Annotated in this window: 23 protein-coding genes; 15 read left to right on the forward strand and 8 right to left on the reverse strand. The window is 63.2% G+C overall.

What is annotated here, in order from left to right; all coding sequences use genetic code 11:
* Nucleotides 1-1,350 (forward strand): hypothetical protein (locus ACKUUH_RS09980; RefSeq protein WP_407949763.1); only part of this gene is annotated, 1,350 nt, incomplete at its 5' end.
* Between the two features lie 31 nt (nt 1,351-1,381).
* A complete protein-coding gene (locus ACKUUH_RS09985; protein WP_407949764.1) occupies nt 1,382-2,071 on the forward strand; it encodes a TetR/AcrR family transcriptional regulator in 690 nt (229 codons plus the stop codon).
* Between the two features lie 169 nt (nt 2,072-2,240).
* Here ACKUUH_RS09985 and ACKUUH_RS09990 read toward each other — a convergent pair whose 3' ends face one another.
* From ACKUUH_RS09990 to ACKUUH_RS10005, 4 genes are all read right to left on the reverse strand, one after another.
* On the reverse strand, nt 2,241-2,681 hold the full coding sequence (locus ACKUUH_RS09990; RefSeq protein WP_407949765.1) for a GFA family protein: 441 nt from the start codon (nt 2,679-2,681) through the stop codon (nt 2,241-2,243).
* Between the two features lie 81 nt (nt 2,682-2,762).
* Nucleotides 2,763-3,653 carry an alpha/beta fold hydrolase gene (locus ACKUUH_RS09995; RefSeq protein ID WP_407949766.1) on the reverse strand — a complete coding sequence of 297 codons (891 nt, stop codon included), beginning with the start codon at nt 3,651-3,653 and terminating at the stop codon, nt 2,763-2,765.
* A gap of 365 nt (nt 3,654-4,018) precedes the next feature.
* Nucleotides 4,019-4,531 (reverse strand): hypothetical protein, encoded by a 513-nt coding sequence (locus ACKUUH_RS10000; protein ID WP_407949767.1) that lies wholly within the window; start codon nt 4,529-4,531, stop codon nt 4,019-4,021.
* Nucleotides 4,528-5,442 carry a metal-dependent hydrolase gene (locus tag ACKUUH_RS10005; protein WP_407949768.1) on the reverse strand — a complete coding sequence of 305 codons (915 nt, stop codon included), beginning with the start codon at nt 5,440-5,442 and terminating at the stop codon, nt 4,528-4,530. Before ACKUUH_RS10005 ends, ACKUUH_RS10000 begins: the two co-directional genes overlap by 4 nt.
* Nucleotides 5,443-5,545: 103 nt before the next feature.
* Here ACKUUH_RS10005 and ACKUUH_RS10010 point away from each other — a divergent pair, with 103 nt between their 5' ends.
* A complete protein-coding gene (locus tag ACKUUH_RS10010; protein WP_407949769.1) occupies nt 5,546-6,178 on the forward strand; it encodes a TetR/AcrR family transcriptional regulator in 633 nt (210 codons plus the stop codon).
* A gap of 144 nt (nt 6,179-6,322) precedes the next feature.
* On the opposite strand, the gene ACKUUH_RS10015 is transcribed toward ACKUUH_RS10010, so the two are convergent.
* Nucleotides 6,323-7,174 carry an SDR family NAD(P)-dependent oxidoreductase gene (locus tag ACKUUH_RS10015; RefSeq protein WP_407949770.1) on the reverse strand — a complete coding sequence of 284 codons (852 nt, stop codon included), beginning with the start codon at nt 7,172-7,174 and terminating at the stop codon, nt 6,323-6,325.
* Between the two features lie 220 nt (nt 7,175-7,394).
* Between ACKUUH_RS10015 and ACKUUH_RS10020 the strand changes: the two genes are divergently transcribed.
* The 7 genes from ACKUUH_RS10020 to phoB all read left to right on the forward strand — a co-directional run bounded on the left by ACKUUH_RS10020 (nt 7,395) and on the right by phoB (nt 15,140).
* Nucleotides 7,395-8,705, forward strand: coding sequence for an ATP-binding protein (locus ACKUUH_RS10020; protein ID WP_407949771.1), 1,311 nt, complete (start codon nt 7,395-7,397; stop codon nt 8,703-8,705).
* A gap of 190 nt (nt 8,706-8,895) precedes the next feature.
* On the forward strand, nt 8,896-9,936 hold the full coding sequence (locus ACKUUH_RS10025) for a substrate-binding domain-containing protein (protein ID WP_407949772.1): 1,041 nt from the start codon (nt 8,896-8,898) through the stop codon (nt 9,934-9,936).
* A gap of 85 nt (nt 9,937-10,021) precedes the next feature.
* Nucleotides 10,022-11,401 carry a phosphate ABC transporter permease subunit PstC gene (gene pstC / locus ACKUUH_RS10030; protein WP_407949773.1) on the forward strand — a complete coding sequence of 460 codons (1,380 nt, stop codon included), beginning with the start codon at nt 10,022-10,024 and terminating at the stop codon, nt 11,399-11,401.
* Nucleotides 11,394-12,677, forward strand: coding sequence for a phosphate ABC transporter permease PstA (gene pstA / locus ACKUUH_RS10035; protein WP_407949774.1), 1,284 nt, complete (start codon nt 11,394-11,396; stop codon nt 12,675-12,677). The genes pstC and pstA overlap by 8 nt, the downstream gene beginning before the upstream one ends.
* 40 nt (nt 12,678-12,717) lie before the next feature.
* A complete protein-coding gene (gene pstB / locus ACKUUH_RS10040; protein ID WP_407949775.1) occupies nt 12,718-13,539 on the forward strand; it encodes a phosphate ABC transporter ATP-binding protein PstB in 822 nt (273 codons plus the stop codon).
* A gap of 46 nt (nt 13,540-13,585) precedes the next feature.
* Nucleotides 13,586-14,302 (forward strand): phosphate signaling complex protein PhoU, encoded by a 717-nt coding sequence (phoU, locus tag ACKUUH_RS10045; protein WP_407949776.1) that lies wholly within the window; start codon nt 13,586-13,588, stop codon nt 14,300-14,302.
* 142 nt (nt 14,303-14,444) lie between these two features.
* Nucleotides 14,445-15,140, forward strand: coding sequence for a phosphate regulon transcriptional regulator PhoB (gene phoB / locus ACKUUH_RS10050; RefSeq protein WP_407949777.1), 696 nt, complete (start codon nt 14,445-14,447; stop codon nt 15,138-15,140).
* 110 nt (nt 15,141-15,250) lie between these two features.
* Here the strand turns inward: phoB and ACKUUH_RS10055 are convergent, their stop codons facing one another.
* Complete coding sequence (locus tag ACKUUH_RS10055) at nt 15,251-15,766, reverse strand: GcrA family cell cycle regulator (protein WP_407949778.1); 516 nt, start codon at nt 15,764-15,766, stop codon at nt 15,251-15,253.
* 379 nt (nt 15,767-16,145) lie between these two features.
* Between ACKUUH_RS10055 and ACKUUH_RS10060 the strand changes: the two genes are divergently transcribed.
* The 5 genes from ACKUUH_RS10060 (at nt 16,146) to ACKUUH_RS10080 (ending at nt 21,086) form a co-directional block, all read left to right on the forward strand.
* Nucleotides 16,146-16,955, forward strand: a complete 810-nt coding sequence (locus ACKUUH_RS10060; protein WP_407949779.1) for an ABC transporter permease — start codon at nt 16,146-16,148, stop codon at nt 16,953-16,955.
* Nucleotides 16,956-17,325: 370 nt separating this feature from the next.
* A complete protein-coding gene (locus ACKUUH_RS10065) occupies nt 17,326-18,537 on the forward strand; it encodes an aspartate aminotransferase family protein (RefSeq protein WP_407949780.1) in 1,212 nt (403 codons plus the stop codon).
* Nucleotides 18,534-19,463, forward strand: a complete 930-nt coding sequence (argF, locus tag ACKUUH_RS10070; RefSeq protein WP_407949782.1) for an ornithine carbamoyltransferase — start codon at nt 18,534-18,536, stop codon at nt 19,461-19,463. Before ACKUUH_RS10065 ends, argF begins: the two co-directional genes overlap by 4 nt.
* A 28-nt stretch (nt 19,464-19,491) precedes the next feature.
* Nucleotides 19,492-20,451 (forward strand): Hsp33 family molecular chaperone, encoded by a 960-nt coding sequence (locus ACKUUH_RS10075; RefSeq protein WP_407949783.1) that lies wholly within the window; start codon nt 19,492-19,494, stop codon nt 20,449-20,451.
* Nucleotides 20,452-20,465: 14 nt separating this feature from the next.
* Nucleotides 20,466-21,086 (forward strand): hypothetical protein, encoded by a 621-nt coding sequence (locus ACKUUH_RS10080; RefSeq protein ID WP_407949784.1) that lies wholly within the window; start codon nt 20,466-20,468, stop codon nt 21,084-21,086.
* 3 nt (nt 21,087-21,089) lie between these two features.
* Here ACKUUH_RS10080 and argE read toward each other — a convergent pair whose 3' ends face one another.
* Both argE and apaG read right to left on the reverse strand, forming a co-directional pair.
* Nucleotides 21,090-22,268 carry an acetylornithine deacetylase gene (gene argE / locus ACKUUH_RS10085; RefSeq protein WP_407949785.1) on the reverse strand — a complete coding sequence of 393 codons (1,179 nt, stop codon included), beginning with the start codon at nt 22,266-22,268 and terminating at the stop codon, nt 21,090-21,092.
* Nucleotides 22,269-22,353: 85 nt separating this feature from the next.
* Nucleotides 22,354-22,746 carry a Co2+/Mg2+ efflux protein ApaG gene (gene apaG / locus ACKUUH_RS10090; protein ID WP_407949786.1) on the reverse strand — a complete coding sequence of 131 codons (393 nt, stop codon included), beginning with the start codon at nt 22,744-22,746 and terminating at the stop codon, nt 22,354-22,356.
* Nucleotides 22,747-22,794 lie beyond the last annotated feature (48 nt).

Genomic DNA, 22,794 nt, shown 5'->3' on the forward strand with positions numbered 1-22,794 from the left:
CAAATGGTCACGAGACTCTACTTCCGACTGGATGAAACTTGGGGCGCAGGTCACACCGAGTGGGTAGGCGACGATACCGCTCGAGTTGAGGTTAGGGATGAGGCTATACAAGCTCTATTTCGGCTGGTCGAGGAATCCGAGAAAGCAGAAGCCGACGCCAATTTAGCTGCTCTATGTCCTATCGAAGACGTGCAAGTAGGGCGGACCATAGACGCTAGGGTTGGGCCACCTCGTTTGGCGCTTGGTATTTTGGCAGAGGACTGGGCGCGGTTCCTGCTGGCTCCCCAGGCGAGGACACGCGAGCCGGTTTCCTATTTTATTAAAGAAGATCGTACCTACAGCGGAATGGATGCGCCGGGGGAAAAACTCCGTCAATACCGCACCATGTTGATGATTGTCTCGTTGCTAGAGCAGGCGGCCCTATTTCTTGACCAACAAAGACAGGTTCTCATTTATTTTAAAACACAGAAGATCGAAGTGCCTGTCCTCTACACAGAAGATGACCTTCCGCTAGCAGATAGCGATTCTGTGGGCGTTCTAGACAAGGCTTTGCACGGGGACGTACACGCAGAACAACGGCTTGCGATATTGGATAGTGCGATCACGGACTTGGTATTGTCTCAGGTTGCCGAAAGTCGCTTCACCTACCTTGTGCGGAACGTTGGAGAGCTCGCTCAAAGAGTCAATGACGGATACCGTCTGTTCGCCTCTAACTTTTCATACGATAAAATTCGTGGGGAAGTAGAGGCCGCACAGTCCGAGTTTATCTCACGGATCCATAAGACGTTTGTGGATATCCAAGGCCAACTGCTGGGTCTCCCAGTTGCGACCGTTGTGGTGGCAACACAGCTGAAGCCCGTGGAGGGTTGGGGGGCTGCTGCTTGGGGCAACATTGCAGTGCTTGCCGGAGCTTGGTTGTTTGCCCTTTTGTTATTTGGCTCGTGCGTGAATCAGTGGTTCACGTTGAGCGCAATTAGCGCTGATGTGAGCCGGCAAAACACAAAGTTGACGACAAGTTTTGCTGAGATCAGCGGACAGTTTGCAGATGTGTTTGGAAGCCTTTCAACCAGAATATGTTGGCACCGATTTGCATTGGGTGTGATTGCAGCTTTTGCAGTCGGTGGCGCCATTTTTGCCACTGTAGCCTTTCACCAACTCACAGACTTGGAGCCTAAGCCAGCATCCAGCGTCGAACGGGGCCAGTATGGTCCGGCAACTGGCAGTGGGGCGGTAGTTGAGGGAGACCAAATTCGAGAGCCGAACGAAGGTGGCGACACGATCGAGTTCCGGGACGATGCTAAGCCGGAATGGAATCCTGCGAGTGAACCTGCTAGTCCCAACTCCAATTGATCTTCATAATGCCCTTCATTACGCTAGCGGTATGAGCGAGCTTGAGACACCCGAAAAAACCACCGGCAAGCGCGGCGACACGCGTCTGCGCCTGATGCAGGCGGCCGAGCGGCTGTTCGGCGAGCGCGGGCTCCATGCCGTCACGCTGAAGGAGATCAACGCCGCCGCTGGCCAGCGCAACGAGTCCGCGCTGCATTATCACTTCGGTTCCAAGACCGGCCTTGTCGATGCGATCCTGAACGCCCGCGTCGGCGCCGTGGACCGCGTGCGCGCTGCCCGCGTCGAGGCGCTGATCGCGAGCGGCAACGCGCAGGATCTCAAGGCGGTTATCCGCGTGACCTTCGGGCCCTTGACCGAACTCCTCGACACGGAGGAGGGCGTGCGCTTCGTCCGCTTCGCCGCCCAGGTGCTCAACGATCCCGATTTCGACCTGCCGGCCGTCGCGCTGAAAAGCGGCTTCAAGGGCATCTCCCGCGCCAACGCGCTCATCGTCGCGGCGCTGGGCGATCTCGTGCCCGAGGTCGCCGTGCAGCGCCAGCGCCTCATGGTCGAGATGGTGCTGACCTCGCTCGCGCTCTGGACGCGCCGTCCCGACGCGATGACGAACGAGCCCGCGCGCCGCTTCTTCGTCGAAAGCCTGTTTGACGCGGTCGCGGGCGCGCTGACAGCCCCGGTCTCGCCCGAAACCCTCGCCGCGCTCCGGGTGGTCTCGAAGGGCTGAGCTCCACCACAATTTTGTCATTGCCGGGCCGGACGTAGTCCGTGACCCGGCAATCCAGTAGCCGCGAAGCGGCGTCTCTCTTCGCAAAAATATCTGTTCCAGAGCTTGGCTCTGGATGCCCGGGTCAAGCCCGGGCATGACGGGTTTATTTTGAAGGCCTCTGCGTGCCTTATTCTTCCTTCACCTTCCCCTTCAGCACCGGCGCCCATGCCTCATAAACCGGCATGCCGCCCGGATCGTCGTACCAGTCGGCCTTCTCGCCCCAGAAGGCATGCGCCAGCGGCTTCGCGCCCACGGGCGTGTCGAGAATGCCGAGCCGGATGCGGATGACGCCGGGCGTGTCGTCCGCCTCCTTGTAGATCGGCGAGCCGCAATTCGGACAGAAGCAGCGATATTTGCCGGGGCTCGATTCGTAGCGTTTTATCGTCTCCTCGCCGGAGAGAAAGCGAACATTCACTCTCTGCACGGAGGAATTCGCCGTAAAGGCCGTGCCGCTCGCCTTCCGGCAACTCGTGCAGTGGCAGAAGCCGAAAGGCCCGAGCTTCCCCTCGATCTCGAAGCGGACGTTCCCGCACAGGCAGGAACCGCGATGCACGTCGCCGCTCGTCATTGCCGAAATCCTTTCTTCCCACCCTCCCCTCGGGGAGGGTCAAACCGCCGCAGGTGGTTTGGGGCGGGGGGAGGGGAACGCCTACGCCCCCAGAAACCCGTTCACCAGGCCGAGGAACTCGTCCAGCTTGTCATGCTGCACCCAGTGCCCCGCGCCTTCCACGGCAACGACTTCCGCATTGCGGAAATGCTTCGCCCGCCCGTCTTCCAACGGATCGCTCGCCCAGCTTTCCGTGCCGCGAATGAGCAGCGTCGGGCAGGTGATGCGGCTCCACAGTTCCGCCGTCACCTTCTCGTCGAAGCCAGCGGGCGAAAAGGCGCGCACGTAATTGTCGAACTTCCAACTGTAAGTGCCGTCCTCGTTCTGGCTCACGCCATGCACGGTCAGGTGCCGCGCGCGCTCGGGCGAGAGGTGCGGGTTCTCCTCCTGCATGCGCTTGTAGGCTTCCTCGATGCTCTCGTAGCGGCGCGGCTGGCGCGAGGAGAGGCGGCGCACTTCGTCGATCCAGTTGCGGATGCGCTGGTCGTTGCTCACGGCCTTGCGGTCGGCGAGCATCTTGGGCGAGGGCCCGAGCCCCTCGATGACGATGAGCTTCTTGACGTTTTCGGGATAAAGCCCCGCATAGCGCAGCGCGATCGCGCCGCCCATCGAATGCGCCACGATGGTCAGCGGCGCCAGCCCCTTCTGGTGGATGAGCTGCGCAATGTCATAGACATAATCGTTCATCTCGTAGGCGCTGCCCACCATCCACTGGCTGTCGCCATGGCCGCGCAGGTCCGGCGCGATGATGTGATAGCGGTCGCGCAGCGCCTCCGCCGTCCAGTCCCAGTTGCGGCAATGGTCGCGCCCGCCATGGATCATCAGCATCGGCGGCGCACTCTCGTTGCCCCAGTCCACATAGTGGAGGCGGAGCCTCTGCGAGAAATAGATATGCGAGGCCGGGCCGATCTGCGAGCTGGCGCTGTCTGTCATATATAAAGTGTCCTTCCTGGTATCGTCGCTTGGCGCGAGATTACCGTGAACCGCCCCGCCCGCCAAACGCCCCGGTTTCAGCCTCTCAACCCACCCTCCCTTTGGGGAGGGTCGAAAAATTCGGAGAATTTTTCGGGGCGGGGGGTGTCAGAGGAGCCGTGCTGAAATCAATCCGTACACAAACGAAAACGCCCTCCAACTGGGAGGGCGCTCGTGGGCCGGGGAAGGCCCGAAGAGATCGGAGAGGGCGACGCGGATCGGGCAACAGGAACGTACATCCGGTTCCTCTTACCCTCCGGGCCCGCTGGTTACGAGCCCGCGCGTCTGCCAGTCATATTGCCCTCGCACCGCTTGGCCGCAAGCCCTTATCGCGCCTGTCGCGAAATCTTCATGTGCCGCCACAATCCGTAAAGCGCCAGCCCCAGCATGATGTGCACGGCGACAACGGGCGGCCAGCCGAAGAGATAGATGACGTCGTTCGCCGTTCCCGGCTTGAACGGCCCGCCGCCAAAGGCGAGCCCGCGCGTGCCGAACAGCGCGTTGAAGATGGTCGGCACGGTGAAGAGCCATGCGGTGACGAGCGCCGACCAGAAGAACCACGCGAATTGCCGCGCCGTCAGCACCATGAAGCGTCCGCCAAGCCCCAGCGCCATCAGCATCAGCCCCTGTGTGATCCCTTCCATATGCGCCATGCGCCAGGCGCGCCCGTCATCGGGGATCGTCACCGCGATGTCGATGGGCAGCGGCCACAGCACGATGCGGCCGAGCAGCGCAAAGAACCATGTCCAGCCGATGAGAACGGCGAGCGCGATCAGCGCCACCCCGTTGAAGAAGAGGAGCGCCCGCATGCGCTCGTTCATGGCTCCTGCCTCGGTCATTCGCCCCCTCCTGCATTGATGGCGATGGGTTCGGCCGCGTCGAGCCGGCCCGTGTCGAGCCGTCCGGCCGCTTCCCCGTCGCGCGTGAAAAGCCGCGCCCAGGCGCTCGCCCATGAAGGGTCTTTCACCTGCCGCGGCGAATATCCCGGCACGAGAATGCGCAGGAGCTTCGGCGCGAGCTTCGCGAAGATGCGCGCGAGCAGAAGCCCCAGCGCGATCCGCGAGCGCGCATCCCGCCACAGCCCGTCTTCCTTCAGCAGCGCCTGATAGCCCGTCCGCGTCAGCGCGAAGATGTGGCTCGTCGCGTGCAGGACGCCGCCCACGCGCCTGAAATAATTTCCCGCCACATGCTCGAACACGTCATAGGCGACATTCTTGTGCTCGATCTCTTCCACGAAGTGCCACAGCACCAGCGAGGCGACGCCGCTCTCTGCGCCGCCGAACAGGAACTCACGGTCCTCGATCAGCATTTCGCCGATCGCCAGCGCCATGGATTCGAAGCCCTCCGCATAGGCGAGGTTCGCGGCGAGCGTGCCCTTCGCCTCGATCCGCTTGTAGGAAGCGTCGATCGCCGCCTCCAGCCCCTCGATGCAGCGATAGCCGCGCGCCTTCAGCTCCTCGTTGAATTTGCGGTGCTGGCGGTAATGCGTTGCCTCCTGGCCCACATAGGCATCGAGGTCGCGCCGCAGCGCTTCGTCGGTAATGTGTTCCCGCGCCGCCTGCATGCTGCGGATGAGGTAGGGCTCCAGATAGGGCATGGCGAGCGAGGCCGCGTTCACGATCTGGGAAAACTCGGGCCGTTTCGCATTCCAGTGGCCGCTCATCGCGGGCGGATAGGAAAAGCCCATCCGCCGCACGGTCATGCGCGTTGCCGCCTGGCTGGCTGCGGCTCCCCCCGCGTCGGCCGGCATGGTCTCTCTCCCTCTAGAGTGTTTCCTCTAATTAGACTAAATGCTCTAAATTGTGTCTCTGTCAAGTCTGTGCCCCGCCGCCGGGGCAGGGTATGAAGAACCCATGAGCAACCGGGACCGCATTCTGGACCTTGCCCTCATCCTCATGAACGAGGAGGGGGCGGAGGCCGCCAACACGACGCGCATCGCGTCGGCCCTCGGCATCAGCCCGGGCAACCTCTACTATCACTTCCGCAACCGGGAGGAGATTGTCCGCGTCCTCTTCGACGCGCTGGAGGTGGAGTTCCGCGCCGTGCTGGTGGAGGATGTCGGTCCGCCGATCCCGCCCGCGCGTTTCGCCGCCTTCTATCTCAGGAGTTTCGACCTCGCCTGGCGCTACCGTTTCTTCTTCGGCGGCCTGCTCGGCCTTCTGCGCCGCGACGAGGAACTTGCCGCCCGCTACCGCGCGCTCCAGGACTGGGCGCTCACCGAACTCGAGCGCATCGCCGGCCAGCTCGTGAGGGATGGCAGCATGTCGCGTCCGCGTGGGCGCGAGGGGCTCCGCTCCGTCGCCCTCAACACCTGGCTCATCTGGATGAACTGGATTCGTTTCCTGCAGATTTCCGGCAAGGACGTCATCCAGCCCTCCGACATGGCGGCGGGCGCAAGCCAGCTCTTCGACGTGCTCGCCCCCTATCTCGATCCGGCCTTCGAGAAGTCGGCCCGCCGCGCTCTCGCCCGCAACCTGCCGCGCTGAGCGGGGCAGGGGACTTGTCCCCGCTACCGGGGATATCGCCGCCCTTCTTGACAGTTCAATGACATTTCGATGACATCTGGCCTTGTCTATCCCCGCCTGCGGGGACAAGTAAGGCCATACTGTCCGTAGACGGACGATACGAAATCAGGCCTTCGCTTCGCCCGTTTCCGCCGCGCCGGAGAGCGGTCCGATCTCGCGCCGGAACATGATCTTGCCGTAGGAAGAAGGCAGGATCCGCTGCAACAGATCGATGATCTTTGCGTCGGTTCCAATCAGGATGCGACCCTTGTCCTTGACGATGCCGTTCACGATCGTCTCGCCCGCCTTCTCTGGCGTCGTCCGCGCAAGCTTGTCGAAGCCCGATGCCGCCTCTTCGCGCGCTGTCATCTGCGTGCTCTGCAGGAAGCGCGCGTTGCGCACGATGTTCGTTTTGATGCCGCCCGGATGCACGCAAGACACTTTGATCCGTGTACCCTTCATTTCGTGGCGCAGCGCTTCGGTGAAGCCGCGGATCGCGAACTTGGCGGAGTTGTAGGCCGCCTGGCTCGGCACCGAGATGATGCCGAAGATGCTCGACACATTGACGATATGTCCTTCACCCTTCTTCCGGATTTGCGGAAGGAAGGCCTTGGTGCCGTAGACCATGCCCCAGAAGTCGATGTTCATGACCCATTCGAAGTCTTCGTAGGACAGCTCGTCCACGCGGGCGATCTGTGCCACGCCGGCATTGTTGATCACGATGTCGGCGCCGCCATGCGCGCTTTCGATTTCCTGCGCGAAGGCATAGACGGCGTCGCGGTCGGCGACGTCCACGAGATAGGTCGAAACCTTGCCGCCCATCGCTTCGATGCGTTTTGCCGTTTCGGCAAGCCCCGTCCGGTCGAGATCGGTGATAGCAAGCCGTGCACCGCGCCGCGCGAGCTCGATTGCCGTGCCCCGTCCGATGCCGCTCGCCGCGCCCGTCACCACTGCCAGTTTACCGCTGATCGTCGTCATTGCCGTCCTGTCTCCATGGGTCGTTCGATTTGGCGTCAGCCTAGGCATATTCATGCAATTGTCACGTCGCGTAACGCTTTCTTTTGTCGTCCGGCAGGCACGCGACGCGCCTCCTTGCCGATGGGCCGGACGAGGTGCATCGTATTGTCGTCGCGAAATCCGTGCTCAAGTGCTACCACGATGGCGTGTATCGGGATTTCGGAGTCTGACGGTAGGGAACATGGCGGCGGCGGATGGTGGTTCGAGGCTTGTGCGCGGCAAGGCGAGACTGAGGGATTTTGCGTCCCGGTGGACGGGCACGCGCACATTCATTGTTTCGGCTGCGGCCATTTTCCTGCTGCTCGCGCTTTCGGGCGCCCTGCATCCTGTTGCCGCCGTTGTTTCCTTTTTCTTCCTCGCAGGGATCGCGGCGACGCGGCTGATGGCGGTCGGCGAGGCATCGGCCATTCGCATCGGCTCCACGCGGGACGAGGACGCATCGGCGCTTGGCGGCGGCACGGCCATGGCGCTCCTCGATCGCCTGCCGGACCCGCTCGTCGTCGTGGACGACGCAGGCCATGTTCTCTACGCGAATGGCGCGGCAGAACCGCTCCTCGGAAAGAGCGTCATCGGACGCCATGTCGCAACGGTGCTGCGCAGTGCGCCGCTTATCGAAGCGATCAATGCCGTCACCCGGGATGGTGCCGTGCGCACCATCGAATATACCGTCCCCGTTCCCGTGCAGCGGAACTACAGCGCCTTCGTCGCGCCCGTCGCTGCGCAGGGCGGCCCGGCATCGAAGCAGATTCTGGTTCTGCTGCGCGATGTCACCGAGGCGCGCCGCGTCGAAGCCATGCGCGCGGACTTCGTTGCTTTCGCAAGTCACGAGTTGAAAACGCCGCTCGCCTCGCTGTCCGGTTTCATCGACACGCTGCGTGGCCACGCGAAGGACGACCCGGAAGCGCGCGACAAGTTTCTCGGCATCATGGCCGACCAGGCAACGCGCATGCGCCGGCTGATCGAAGACCTGCTCTCGCTGTCGCGCATCGAGTTGCGCGAGCATGTGCGGCCTTCCGATGCGGTCGATCTCTTCGGCGTCGTCAACGACGTGACGGATGGGCTCACCCCTCTCGCGGATCAATACGGTGTCGAGATCGGCGTCACCGCGCCAGCCTCGCTACCGAAGGTAATGGGAGATCGCGACGAGCTCGCGCAGGTCGTCCAGAACCTCGCCGACAATGCACTGCGCTATGGCCGTTCGGGAAAACGTATCGACATCTCTCTCGCGCCGGACGCAAAGGGCGGCAAGCCCGTCGTCCGCCTGACCGTCCGCGACTACGGACCCGGCATCGCGAAGGAGCACATCCCGCGGCTGACGGAACGCTTCTACCGTGTCGACCCGGCGGCGAGTCGTGCCCGCGGCGGCACCGGCCTTGGGCTTGCCATCGTGAAGCACATCGTGAACCGCCATCAGGGCACGCTCTCGATCGAGAGCGAACTCGGCCAAGGCTCTGCCTTTTCGGTCCTTCTGCCGGTCGCGCCCCAATACTAAAATAGTAATTTTTCTGACATTCGCAAAACTGTCATGGAACCGTCGTAAACATTTTGCGACGCCCCGGTAGCGTGCGCCCGCCTGAAGGTTAGCAGCCATTCGAATTCACCTGGCGAATTCACTCAAAGGCTCGGGCGCGCTGGGGGGCTGACGTGGTTTGCCCGGTGCCCGGCATTCACATGACTGGAGAATGAACGTGAAACTCAAATCCCTGACGATGGCCGCGACGGTTGCCGTTGCTGCTCTTTCGGTGGCCGGCGTCGCGCACGCCCGCGACCAGATTTCGATTGTCGGCTCCTCGACGGTGTTCCCCTACACGCAGGCCGTGTCGGAGCAGTTCGCGAACGAGACCGGCAGCCCGGCCCCCGTCGTCGAGTCGACCGGCACCGGTGGCGGCATGAAGATCTTCTGCGGCGGCGTCGGCGCCGAGCATCCCGACCTCACGGGCGCCTCGCGCGCCATGAAGGCGTCCGAGTACGAAACCTGCCAGGCGAACGGCGTGAAGAGCGTCACCGAAGTGCTCATCGGTTATGACGGTCTCTCCATCGCGGTTTCCCGCAAGGGCACCGAACTCGACCTGACGAAGGCGCAGCTCTTCCAGGCGCTTGCCGCGAAGGTCGAAGTCGGCGGCAAGATCGTCGACAATCCCTACAAGAAGTGGAGCGAGATCGACAAGTCGCTTCCGGACACCAAGATCGAGGTCTTCGGCCCGCCGCCCACATCCGGCACGCGTGACGCCTTCGTCGAACTCGTGATGGAGGAAGGCTGCGAAGAGTTCCCGGCCATCGCGGCGCTTGAAAAGGACGCCAAGAAGGAAGTCTGCCAGCGCATGCGCACCGACGGCCCGTTCGTCGAGGCCGGCGAAAACGACAACCTCATCGTCCAGCGCCTCGAATCCGATCCGAGCGCCTACGGCATCTTCGGCTACTCCTTCCTCTACGAGAACCAGGACAAGCTGCAGGGTGTGATGGTCGAGGGCGTTGCGCCGAGCACCGAGACGATCGCCGACGGCTCCTACAAGGTCTCCCGCCCGCTCTTCTTCTATGTGAAGAATGCGCACCGCGGCGTGATCCCCGGCCTCAACGAATTCGTTGCCGAGTATGTCAGCGAAGACTCGATGGGCGACGGCGGCTATCTCTCCGAGCGCGGTCTGATCCCGCTCTCCGCCGAGAAGCGCGAAGCCGTCCGCAAGGCCGCCACGAGCGGCACGGACATGGCTGCGCCGAAGTAATGAGACGTCATCACCCGGCGCCTTCGGGCGCCGGGTGATCTCTTCGCTGTCCGGTGCCATTGGATATCCTTCAGGGCCGAAATTCATGTCCGTCACGCTGCTTTTCGCGATCGTTCTGGCCCTTGCCTTTGCCGGGTACCTGCTCGGCCGCGCCAATGCATCCGGCCTGAAAGCCGCAGGTAACAATCTTCATTCGATCCCGCCCTATCACGGCTACTTCGTCGCACTCTGGTGCGGACTGCCTGCCTTTCTTCTCGTCCTGATCTGGCTGGCGGCCCAGAACACGGTCGTCGACCGGTTGCTGCTGGCGGGTTTGCCGTCGCACCTGACGGAAGGCGCGACACCGGCCCGCATTTCGCTGATGCTCGGCGAAATCAAGAATGTCGCGGCGGGACGCATTTTCGGCACGCCCGATCAGATCACCATCGATGCCGCCGCGCGCTACCGGTCGCTGCAGAACATGGCATCGCTCGCCATGGTGGTATGCACCCTCGCGGCTGCCGTCGCCGGCATTGCCTTCGCGCGCTCGCGCCTGTCGCCCGATTTCAGGGCCCGCAACCGTGTCGACGGCATCCTTCGCTGGTTGCTGATTATCTGCTCGATCCTCGCCGTGCTCACGACGCTCGGCATCATCCTCTCGCTCGTCATCGAGAGTCTTGCCTTCTTTTCCCACGTGCAGGTCTCGGAGTTTCTCTTCGGATTGAGCTGGAGCCCGCAAACGCCGATCCGGGCCGACCAGGTAGCCTCCACCGGAGCGTTCGGCGCGGTTCCTGTTTTCTGGGGAACGATCTTCATCAGCGTCATCGCCATGCTGGTGGCTCTGCCGGTCGGCCTCTTCTCGGCGATCTACCTCGTCGAATATGCGGACAAGCGCGTCCGTTCCGTCGTGAAGCCGCTGCTCGAAATTCTTGCGGGCATACCGACCATCGTTTACGGCTTTTTCGCCGTGCTGACCGTGGCGCCCTTCATCCGCGATTTCGGCACCTCGCTCGGTCTCAGCGTCGCCTCGAACAGCGCGCTCGCCGCCGGCGGTGTCATGGGCATCATGATCATCCCGTTCATCTCGTCCTTCTCCGACGACGCGATCACCGCTGTCCCCCAATCCATGCGCGACGGCGCCTATGCGCTCGGAGCGACCAAGGCGGAAACGATCCGTCAGGTGCTCCTGCCTGCCGCACTTCCGGGCATCGTCGGCGGTGTTCTTCTGGCTGTGAGCCGCGCCATCGGCGAAACAATGATCGTGGTCATGGCGGCGGGCCTCACCGCAACGCTGACGGTCAATCCGCTCGAAGGTGTGACGACCGTCACCGTCCAGATCGTGACGTTGCTTATCGGCGACACGGAATTCGACAGCCCCAAGACGCTCGCGGCCTTTGGCCTCGGTCTTGTCCTTTTCATCTCGACGCTGGTGCTTAACATCCTCGCGCTCCAGGTCGTCAAGCGCTATCGGGAACGCTATGAGTGATACCGCACAGGGAACGGGCAGGCGCGCCTGGTACGAGCCGGATGCGAAGCTGAAACGCCGTCACGCCGCGGACCGGCGTTTGCGAGCCTATGGCGTTGCCGCGATCGTTTTCGCGCTCACCATGCTGATGACACTTGTCGGTACCATTGCGATCACGGCGGCACCCGCCGTTACGCAAACCATGGTGACGTTGAATGTCGAGGTGCCGGAAGGCGCGGTGGATCCTTCGGACCCGCGCGGCGGCAGCTACCAGAAGATACTGAACGAGTCCGTCGCGCGGATTTTCCCCGAGGTCGACACGCCGCGTGAACTCAGGGAACTGCGCCAGCTCTTCAGCAATGGCGGCCAGTATGCACTCCGCGACAAGGTCGCCGCCGACACGTCGCTGATCGGCCGCACCTTCGAGATCACCTTTCCGCTGTCGGACATCGGCGACCAGCTCCACAAGGGCGTGATCGACCGGGACCTCCCGCGCGAGCAGCGCCGTGTCAGCGACGAACAGATCGGCTGGTACGACCGCCTTGTCGAACAGGACCGCATTTCCGCGCCGCTGAACTGGGGGCTGATCTTCAACGCGGACAGCCGCTTTCCGGAACTTGCCGGGTTGTGGGGTGCTCTCGTCGGCTCCTTCTATGCGCTGCTGATCTGCTTCCTCGTCAGCTTTCCCGTCGGCATCGCGGCCGCTGTCTATCTCGAGGAATTCGCGCCGAAGAACCGCTTCACCGATCTCATCGAGGTCAACATCAACAATCTCGCCGCCGTGCCGTCGATCGTTTTCGGTCTTCTCGGTCTCGCGGTCTTCCTCAATTTCTTCGGCATGCCGCGCTCGGCACCGATTGTCGGCGGCCTCGTGCTCTCGCTGATGACGCTGCCGACCATCATCATTGCGACGCGCGCGGCGCTGAAGGCAGTGCCGCCCTCGATCCGCGAAGCCGCCATCGGTGTCGGCGCCTCCAGGATGCAGACGGTCGGACATCACGTCCTGCCGCTCGCCATGCCGGGCATCCTGACGGGCACGATCATCGGCCTCGCCCAGGCGCTTGGCGAAACGGCTCCGCTTCTCCTGATCGGCATGAATGCATTTATCACCGCCGCTCCGGACAGCATGTTCAATCCCTCGACCGCTCTTCCGACCCAGATTTACATCTGGGCGGACAGCCCGGAACGGGGGTTCACGTCCCGCACCTCGGCGGCGATCATCGTTCTGCTCGGGTTCCTTGTTTGCATGAACGCAATAGCGATTTACATGCGTAAACGGTTTGAAAGAAGGTGGTGACATGACAATGCTGGATACCACTGAAGCGTCGGGGATGATCATGAACAAGACGGCTGACGAGGCAGGTGCGCTGGCGAAAGCGGTATCGACCGCGAAGGCCGGGCACGAAACGAAGATCGCGGCCAGCAAGGTTTCGGTTTTCTATGGCGACAAGCAGGCGCTGTTCGACGTTTCGATCGACATTCCCGCGCGGCAGGTCATGGCCTTCATCGGCCCGTCCGGTTGTGGCAAGTCGACCTTCCTGCGCTGCATCAATCGTATGAACGATACAATCGACATTTGCAGCGTGAAGGGGACGATCGAGATCGACGGCGCGAACATCTACGACCCGAAGATCGATCCGGTTCTGCTGCGCGCGCGCGTCGGCATGGTTTTCCAGAAGCCGAATCCGTTCCCGAAATCGATCTACGACAACATTGCCTATGGCCCGCGCATTCATGGCGTGGCGAAGCCGGGACCCGCGATGGACGAGATCGTGGAACGAAGCCTTCAACGTGCGGCTCTCTGGAACGAAGTGAAGGATCGCCTCGACCAGCCGGGCACGGGCCTGTCTGGCGGCCAGCAACAGCGTCTTTGCATCGCGCGCGCGATTGCCGTCGATCCGGACATTATCCTGATGGACGAACCCTGCTCGGCACTGGACCCGATTGCGACCGCCAAGGTCGAGGAACTGATCGACGAATTGAGAGAGCAATACACCATCGTGATCGTGACGCACTCCATGCAGCAGGCAGCGCGCGTCTCGCAGAAGGCGGCCTTCTTCCATCTCGGCAATCTCATCGAGGTGGACGAAACCGACAAGATGTTCACCAACCCGAGCGACCAGCGCACGCAGGACTACATCACGGGCCGCTTCGGCTGAACCCCACCGGCGGACAGATGTGCCGAGGCCAACAGGAGATTTGGGCGTGACCCAGCATACGGTAAAATCCTTCCAGGAAGAGCTCGACGCGCTTGCGGCGAACATTGCGCAGATGGGTGGGCTCACCGAAGCCCAGCTCTCCGCGGCCATCGAAGCGGTCGTTCGCCGCGACCTGCAGCTCGCCGAACGCACGATTCGCGAGGACCAGCGCATCGACGCCCTCGAGAGTGAGATCGAAGCGCACGCGATCCGCATGATCGCACTGCGCCAGCCGATGGCGACCGACCTTCGCGAGGCGATCGCTGCGATCAAGATTTCGATCGATCTCGAGCGTATCGGGGACCTCGCAAAGAACATCGCCAAGCGCGCCATGGTCCTTCAGAACGATTTCGAAGGAGCGAACCGTCTTATCCAGGGCATCTCGCGCATGGGCCGTCTCGCCCAGCGCCAGCTCAAGCATGTGCTGGACGCCTATTCGAGCCGCGAGGCGCAGGCGGCAATGGAGGTGTGGCGCGACGACGAGGAAATCGACGCGATGTACAACTCCGTCTTCCGCGAACTCCTGACCTACATGATGGAAGATCCGCGGACGATCGGTGTCTCGACCCATCTGCTCTTCGTGGCGAAGAACATCGAGCGCATCGGCGACCACGCGACCAACATCGCCGAAACCATCAGCTATCTCGTGACCGGCGAATGGGTGAGCGATGAACGTCCGAAGGGCGACACGACGAGTACCACAGCCGTGCAGAGCGGCAGTTAGAGGAGGCATCTGAGCCATGGGAATAACGCTTGCCCGTCGCGGTGAACAGGGTCAGGCTTCAATGGAAAGCTTGGAAAAGATTCGCTCCTTGTCCGAAAGTGCCGAACAGGGACAATCCGAGCGCAGCCAGTTTGAACGCAGAATGAAACCGACCGTCATGATCGTCGAGGATGAGGAAGCGCTTTCCACGCTCCTCCAGTACAACCTCGACAAGGAAGGCTACAAGGTTATGGCCGCCGCCGATGGCGAAGAGGCCGACCTGATGATTCGCGAGACGACGCCGGACCTCATCCTCCTCGACTGGATGTTGCCGGGGCTCTCCGGCATCGAGCTTTGCCGCCGCCTGCGTGGCCGGCCCGAAACCCGCAACGTGCCGATCATCATGATCACGGCGCGCGGCGAGGAGACGGACCGCATTCGCGGGCTCGATACGGGCGCCGACGACTATGTGACCAAGCCCTTCTCGATGACGGAACTGCTCGCCCGCATCCGTGCGGTCATGCGGCGCATCCGCCCTGCACTCACCGAGGATCTCGTCACCTTCGGCGACATCATCATCGACCGGGCAGCACATCGCGTGCGCCGTGGCGAACGCGAGGTTCATCTCGGGCCGACCGAGTATCGCCTGCTCGATCATCTGATCCAGTATCCGGGCCGCGTCTTCAGCCGCGAGCAGTTGCTCGACGCCGTCTGGGGGTCCGATGTCTATGTCGAGGCGCGCACGGTGGACGTGCATGTCGGCCGCCTTCGCAAGGCGCTGAGCCAGAAGGGCGAGAAGGACCCGATCCGCACCGTCCGTTCCGCAGGCTACTCACTGGACGAGCAGTTCCACGGCTGACGGCCTTCACAGGTCCCCATACAAGAAAACCGGCACCCACCTTCTGTGGATGCCGGTTCCTCCCCTCAAGTCCCCCCGGTTGCCCCGCCGGAAGCCGGTTTGGTGCGCCGTCAGCTGACCAGCCGGTCCTTGCGCATCCGGTCGCGCTCGCGGTTCCGCCGCGCCTGCACGGGCTGGTAGGCCAGGCGCGCATGCTCGGTGCAATAGGGAGAGCCATGGTCGGCGCCGCGGCCGCAGAAATGGAAGCCCGGCCGGCCCGGATCGCCGATCGGCCATTTGCAGGTGTGCTCGGTCAGTGTGAGCACCGTCGCTCGCTGCACGGGTTCGAGCCCACGCTCCTCGACATGCGCCGCCTCGGCCTTCTGGGCGCTCTGGCTGCGCTGCTGCTCTTCCTCGCGCATCTCCGCCGTCAGCGGATCGGGCCGCCCGCGAACGAGCGTGCGGGGCGCCTGCGGGCGTGCACGGGCAGGGCGGCTCGGTGTGGCCCGCCCGGAAAGCCCCAGACGATGCACCTTGCCGATCACGGCATTACGGGTCACGCCGCCGAGCTGCTTGGCGACCTGGCTGGCGCTCAGGCCTTCGGCCCACAGCTTCTTCAGCAGTTCCACGCGTTCATCGGTCCACATGATGTTACCTTCCCCTTCGGGGCCTCCTCCGGCCCGGTTGGATGCTCGAGGGCCCGCCTGACCCCGGCATCGCCCTGAAATCCGGTCTCGTGGCACCCCGAGGCCACCACTAGATTTCGTGGGCATTAACGGAGAATATACAATATCAGGGGCAAAATCCGCAACCGGCGGGTGTATGTGAAGGGGCCTTATCCACAGAAAAGAGCGTCTGGCGCAGGCCGGTCGGCCCTTGCGGGACGGCCGACCCGGCCTCACATGGGGAAGGTTCCGGCGGCCTTGCCGCCCCCTTCATTGCCCCCCGCCCTTGTCTGGCGTATGCCTCGGGGCCCGGGGGACTCACCACCAAAACCTGCCACCAGAAGCCGAGAAAGAGACAGCCATGAGCCTCACTCCTTATCCGCAGGAAGGCGCCCGCCGCTTCGGCGCGATCAACTGGCTGGGCGTCTGGACGCTCTACCTGAAGGAGGTTCGCCGCTTCTGGAAGGTGATGACCCAGACGGTGGCGGCGCCCGTCATTACCACGCTCCTCTATCTCGCGATTTTTGCGCTGGCCATCGGCAAGTTCCGGCCGGACGTCCATGGCGTGCCCTTCGTCGAGTTCCTGGCGCCAGGCCTCGTCATGATGACGATGATCCAGAACGCCTTCGCCAACACCTCTTCCTCGATCCTGATCTCGAAGATCCAGGGCAATATCGTCGATGTGCTGATGCCGCCGCTTTCGGCGGGTGAACTGAACGTCGGGATAGCGATGGCGGGGGTGACGCGCGGCATCGTCTGCGGCTGCGCGACCGCGCTTGCCATGCTGCCCTTCGTGCATATGGGCCTCGCGCATCTCTGGGCGATCGTCTTTTTCGCGGTCGGCGCCTCGCTGATGCTGGCGCTGCTCGGCATGCTGGGCGGCATCTGGTCGGAGAAGTTCGATCACCTGCAGGCGGTGACGAACTTCATCATCCTGCCGCTGACCTTCCTCTCGGGTACCTTCTATTCGGTGACGCAGCTCCCCGATTTCGCCCATGAGCTGACCAAATGGAACCCGGTCTTCTACCTGATCGACGGCTTCCGCTATGGCGTCACGGGCCATGCCGACGGCTCCATCGCGACAGGGGTCACGGTCGTCATCGGCATGAACCTCGTGCTCTGGACCGTCTGCCACATCCTGTTCCGCACGGGATACCGCCTGAAGGCGTGATTTGAGGAGAAAAGGGCGGGGCGGCGTTCGTTGTGCGCCAGATTGACAGACCCGGTTCCTCGCCCTAATACTCCATTGCTTCTCGAACTGCCGCCCCTTGCAGGCGGCATTTTCTATTGCGCACCGGTCATGGAACCGGCGGGGAGCCCCCGAAACGGGGTCGAAAAGGGTGTGATCGTCATGATCCTGAGCGGGAAACGACGAGGCTGACAGCGAGAGGGCCGGAGCGCATGCGCGTTCGGGCCTTGCAGGAAACTGCTGTCTCGCCGGTCTGTCGGAGCCCCTCCCGCCGCATGGAAAACCCGCGGCAATTCCTCCGTCGTTCCACGAACAGCATCGCTCGGGAAATTTGTGAGAAGGACTGACCTCCGTGATTACGCCTGTTTTGCCGACCTATGCGCGGGCCGATCTTGAATTCGAGCGGGGCGAAGGCCCCTGGCTTCTGACCGCCAAGGGCGAGCGCTATCTCGACTTCGGCGCCGGCATCGCCGTCAACGCTTTCGGCCATGCCCATCCGCGCCTCATCGCCGCGCTGACGGAGCAGGCGCAGAAGGTCTGGCACACATCGAACATCTACCGCATTCCCGGCCAGGAGCGGCTCGCCCGCAGGCTCGTCGAAGCGACCTTCGCCGACACGGTCTTCTTCACGAATTCGGGTGCGGAAGCGCTCGAATGCGCGATCAAGATGGCGCGCAAATATCATGCCGCTGGCGGCGCGCCCGAGCGCTACGAACTCATCACCATGGAAGGCGCCTTCCACGGACGCACGCTCGCAACCATCGCGGCCGGCGGCCAGCCGAAATATCTCGAAGGCTTCGGCCCTGCCATGCCCGGCTTCCCGCAGGTGCCCTTCGGCGACCTGAAGGCGCTTCAGGCCGCGATCGGCCCGGCGACGGCAGGCATCCTGATCGAGCCGATCCAGGGCGAAGGCGGCATCCGCGTCATCCCGAACGAAGACCTCCGGCGCATCCGGCAAATGTGCGACGAGGCCGGCATTCTCCTCGTGCTGGACGAGGTGCAGACGGGCATCGGCCGCACGGGCAAGCTCTTCGCGCATGAACTCGCCGGAATCACGCCGGACATCATGGGCGTTGCGAAGGCGCTGGGCGGTGGCTTCCCCGTCGGTGCCTGCCTCGCGACCGAAGCGGCCGCGCGCGGCATGGTCGTCGGCACGCATGGCTCGACCTTCGGCGGCAATCCGCTGGCGATGGCGGTGGCAAGCGCGGTGATGGACCTCGCGCTCGACGAAAACTTCCTTCCGCATGTGAACATGCTCGGCCTCAAGCTCCGGCAGAAGCTCGCCATGCTCGCCGACCAGTATCCCCGCGTGATCGAAAGCGTGCGCGGCGAGGGTCTGATGCTCGGCCTCAAGTGTCGGGTGCCGAACACCGATCTCGTGGCGGCATTGCGCGAGGAGAAGATGCTGACGGTGGGCGCCGGCGACAATGTCGTGCGCCTCCTGCCGCCGCTCATCATCGAGGAAGTGCATCTCGAAGAGGCAATGGAAAAACTTGGCAGGGCTTGCGCAAAGCTCGATGCGGCGCTCGGCAACGAAGCCGCGGCAGCGGGAGCGAAGTCATGAGCACGCGCCATTTCCTCGATCTCGATAATGTTGCGCCTGCCGATATCCGGGCGATCCTCGAAAGCTCGAAGAAGCGCAAGGCGGGGCGCGCCGGTCTCGGTCAGGCCGAGCCTGACGCGGACAAGCCGCTCAAGGGCAAGCTCCTCGCGATGCTCTTCGAAAAGCCCTCGACGCGCACGCGCGTTTCCTTCGACGTCGCCATGCGCCAGCTCGGCGGCGAAACGCTGCTGCTGAACGGTAACGACACGCAGCTCGGCCGCGGCGAAACCATCGCCGACACGGCCCGCGTGCTTTCGCGTTATGTCGACGCGATCATGATCCGCACCACAGACCACAAGCACCTGCTGGAGCTTGCGGAATATGCAAGCGTGCCCGTCATCAATGGCCTCACCGATCGCTCCCACCCCTGCCAGCTGATGGCGGATGTGATGACCTTCGAGGAGCACAAGGGGCCGATCAAGGGACGGCGCATTGCCTGGGTTGGCGACGGCAACAACATGGTGACGTCCTGGATACAGGCCGCCGCGCAGCTCGAATTCGAGCTGCGGCTGGCCTGTCCGCCGGAACTCGCGCCGAGCGCGGACGCGATCTCCTGGGCGAAGTCCCGCGGTGCGGACATCCTGCTCACGACCGATCCCTATGAAGCGGTGAAGGATGCCGATTGCATCAATGCCGACACCTGGGTCTCGATGGGCGATAGCGAGGAAACGGCATCGCGTCGTCACAATCTCCTCGCTCCCTATCAGGTGAACGAGCGCCTGATGGCGGCGGCAGGCAAGGAGGCGATCTTCATGCACTGCCTGCCCGCGCACCGCGGAGAGGAAGTGATCGCCGATGTGATCGACGGTCCGGCCTCGGTCGTATTCGATGAGGCCGAGAACAGGCTTCACGCACAGAAGGGCGTTCTCGCCTGGTGTTTCCAGTGAAATACGTAAAGCAGGATCGAGAATTTTCGTGAGCAGTTCGAACGGCACCGGCATCGACGACCTCGTACAGCCGTTCCAGATCGAGGATCTGGGCATCCGCGGCCGGGTCGTCCGCCTCGGTCCGCTCGTCGACCGCGTGTTGACGAGCCACGCCTATCCCGAACCCGTCTCGCGTCTTCTCGGCGAAGCGCTGGCGCTCACCGCCATGATCGGCTCCGCGCTGAAATTCGACGGCCGCTTCATTCTGCAGACGCAGAGCAACGGGCCGGTGAACATGATCGTCGCGGACTATGAGTCGCCGGGAAAGCTGCGCGGCTATGCGATGATGAACCAGGAGCGCCTTGCAGAGGCGCTCGGCGCGGGCCGCACCGGACCGGCGGACCTGATGGGCGAGGGGCATCTTGCGCTCACCATCGATCAGGGCCCCGGCATGGAGCCCTATCAGGGGATTGTCGCGCTCCTCCCGGGCGGGCTCAGCCACAGCGCGCACGAATATTTCGCGAATTCCGAGCAGGTTGCGACGCGCATCCGCCTTGCGGCGGGGCCCTTCTACCACCGCGAAGCGACGGGGCCGGAGAAGAACTGGCGCGCTGGCGCCATCATGATCCAGCACATCGCGCCGGACGGCGGTCTTACCGGTTACCGTGAAGACCGGGACGAAAACCCCTATACGGACGAAGAGGAAGCCTGGAACCGCGCCTCGATCCTGCTCGACACGGTAGAGGATCACGAACTCCTCGATCCCGACCTCGAGCCGAACCGGCTGCTCTATCGCCTGTTTCACGAGGACGGTGTGCGTGCCTACGATCCGTCCCCGGTCGAATTCTCCTGCCACTGCTCGCGCGAGCGTATGTCGTCCGTGTTACGTTCCTTCGGCAGCCATGAAATAGACGAAATGGTGCAGGACGGTGTCATCACCGTGACCTGCGAATTCTGCAGCGAGGTCCATGTCTTCGAGCCCGCCGAATTGAAGGAAGGGCTGAACTGAACGAGGCTCTTGAAGTGAACCCTCCCCACCGCTCCTGCTCATTCCTGCCGCGCGCCCTCTGCCTGGCGCTCCTCCTTCCCTTTCTTGCGGCCTGTGCTGGCGATCCTCCGGCGCCTGCCGGACCGGCCTCCGTTTCCTTCGAGGCAAGGCCCGCGCTCCGCCTGGACATCGCAAGCGTGACGATGGACAGTCGGTTCAATTCCTCCGGCCGCGAGCCTTATGTCGAGCATCTTCACAAGGTGACACCTTCGACGATCGCGCGGGGGTGGGCCGATGCGCGCCTCGTCGCGAGCGGCAATCGCGGCACGGCGGTGCTCACCCTTCTCGACGGCACGGTGACGCAGGAGCGGCTCGAAAAGAAAGGCGGCCTTACCGGCCTTTTCAGCGACCAGCTCGACACGCGGCTGAAGGCTCGCCTCAAGGCGCGGCTTGTCGTGGAGCGTCCGACGCCGGATGGCGGCTCGGGCACATGGTCCGCTGACGTCGATGCCACCGCCGAGCGTACGGTCCTCGAAAGCGCGAGCCTCAACGAGCGCGACGCCGCCTATGCGGCGCTGATGCAGGCGCTGGCGGCGAAGTTCGATGCCGAGCTGACGGCGGAAGTGCAGCGCAGTATGGCTCCGGTGCTGCGATAGCGCTCAGATCGGCCGCCCGGACACGAAGTCGGCCAGCCGCCCCATGAAGGTCTCGCATTCGGCGATCTGCGAAAGCTCGATGAATTCGTCGGGCTTGTGCGCCTGCGCGATGTCGCCGGGACCGCAGACGACGGTCGGAATATCCGCAAGCTGAAAGAGCCCCGCCTCCGTGTTGTAGGAAACGGCCTCGGCCGAGTTGCACTGCGCGAGCTTCATGACGAGCGTTTCGCCCGGATCGCCGTCAAGGGCGGCAAGGCCCGGCGACTGCGCGCGGGCGACGGTTTCGATCTTCGCGCCGGGGAAGACGGCGCGCATGCGCGGCAGCACCTCCTCTTCCGCATAGGCATTGAATCGGGAGATGATCTCGGACGGGTCGGCATCCGGAAGCGAACGGTATTCCCAGAGGAAAGAGCAGCTTTTCGGAATAATGTTGAGCGCCGTTCCGCCCCTGATGGTGCCGACATTGATCGTCGTATAGGGCGGGCTGAAGCGTCCGGACGCATCGCCGCGCTCGCGCATCTCCGTGGCGAGCGTCATCAGGAAGGAAATAAGTTCCACCGCATATTGAATGGCGCTGACGCCGAGATGCGTCTGGCTCGAATGGAATTCGAGGCCCGTCACTTTCGTGGTGTAGGACTGGATACCCTTGTGCGCGTTCACGACCTTCATGGAGGAGGGTTCGCCGACGATGACGACCTGGGGGCGCGGCATCGTGCGGATGATGCTCTCGATCATCGGGCGGACACCGAGGCAGCCCACTTCCTCGTCATAGGAAAGCGCGAGGTGAACCGGCATCTTCGGCCCGCCCTTCAGGAACTTCGGCACATAGGCGAGCGCAATGGCGATGAAGCTCTTCATGTCGCTCGTCCCGCGTCCGAAAAGCCTGCCGTCCTTCTCGACGATGCCGAAGGGGTCGCTCGACCAGTCCTGCCCTTCGACGGGAACGACATCCGTATGCCCGGAAAGCACGATGCCGCCGGGCTCCGTTTCGTCCCCGAGCGTCGCGAAGAGATTGGCCTTGGTGCCGTCCTCATTCGTCACCCGCCGCGACGGGACGCCGTGGCTTGCAAGATAGCTTTCAACGAATTCGATCAGCGCCAGATTGGAAAGATGGCTCGTCGTGTCGAAGGAGACGAGCTTTTCGATCATCTCCCGGGGCGTGAAGATTTGCGGCGAGGCCATGGGCACCGGTTTCCAGCATTAGAGGACGGCGATAGCGTGCGTCATCCTAAACCGGTGCGGCGCGGGAAGCGAGGCGTGCGAGGTTTTAGTGCAGCATCCGCATCGCATGTGGGCAATCGAGCGAGAAGGCGGGGATGTCGACCTCGAAGGTCTCGCCCGCATCGGTCTCCATCTCGTAGTTGCCGAACATGATGCCCGATGGAGCGCCGAGCGGTGTGCCGCTCGTATATTCGAAGGTTTCGCCGGGCTTGAGCACCGGCTGTTCGCCGACAACGCCGGGCCCGCGCACCTCATGCACATGGCCGCAAGCATCCGTGATCTTCCAGTAGCGCGCGCGCAGCTTCACCGTTTCACGCCCACGATTCTCGATCGTGACGTGATACGCCCAGACGTAATAGTCCTGCTCGGGTTCGGACTGGTCCTCGAGATAGGTCGGCTCGACCAGAATATTGATGGACCGGGTCATGGCGCTGTACATCGGGCGATCCTTGCACGAAGACGTCTGTGAATGCGGGACCCGGCTTTC

The sequence above is a fragment of the Parvibaculum sp. genome, assembly GCF_045863935.1.
GTDB lineage: Bacteria > Pseudomonadota > Alphaproteobacteria > Parvibaculales > Parvibaculaceae > Parvibaculum.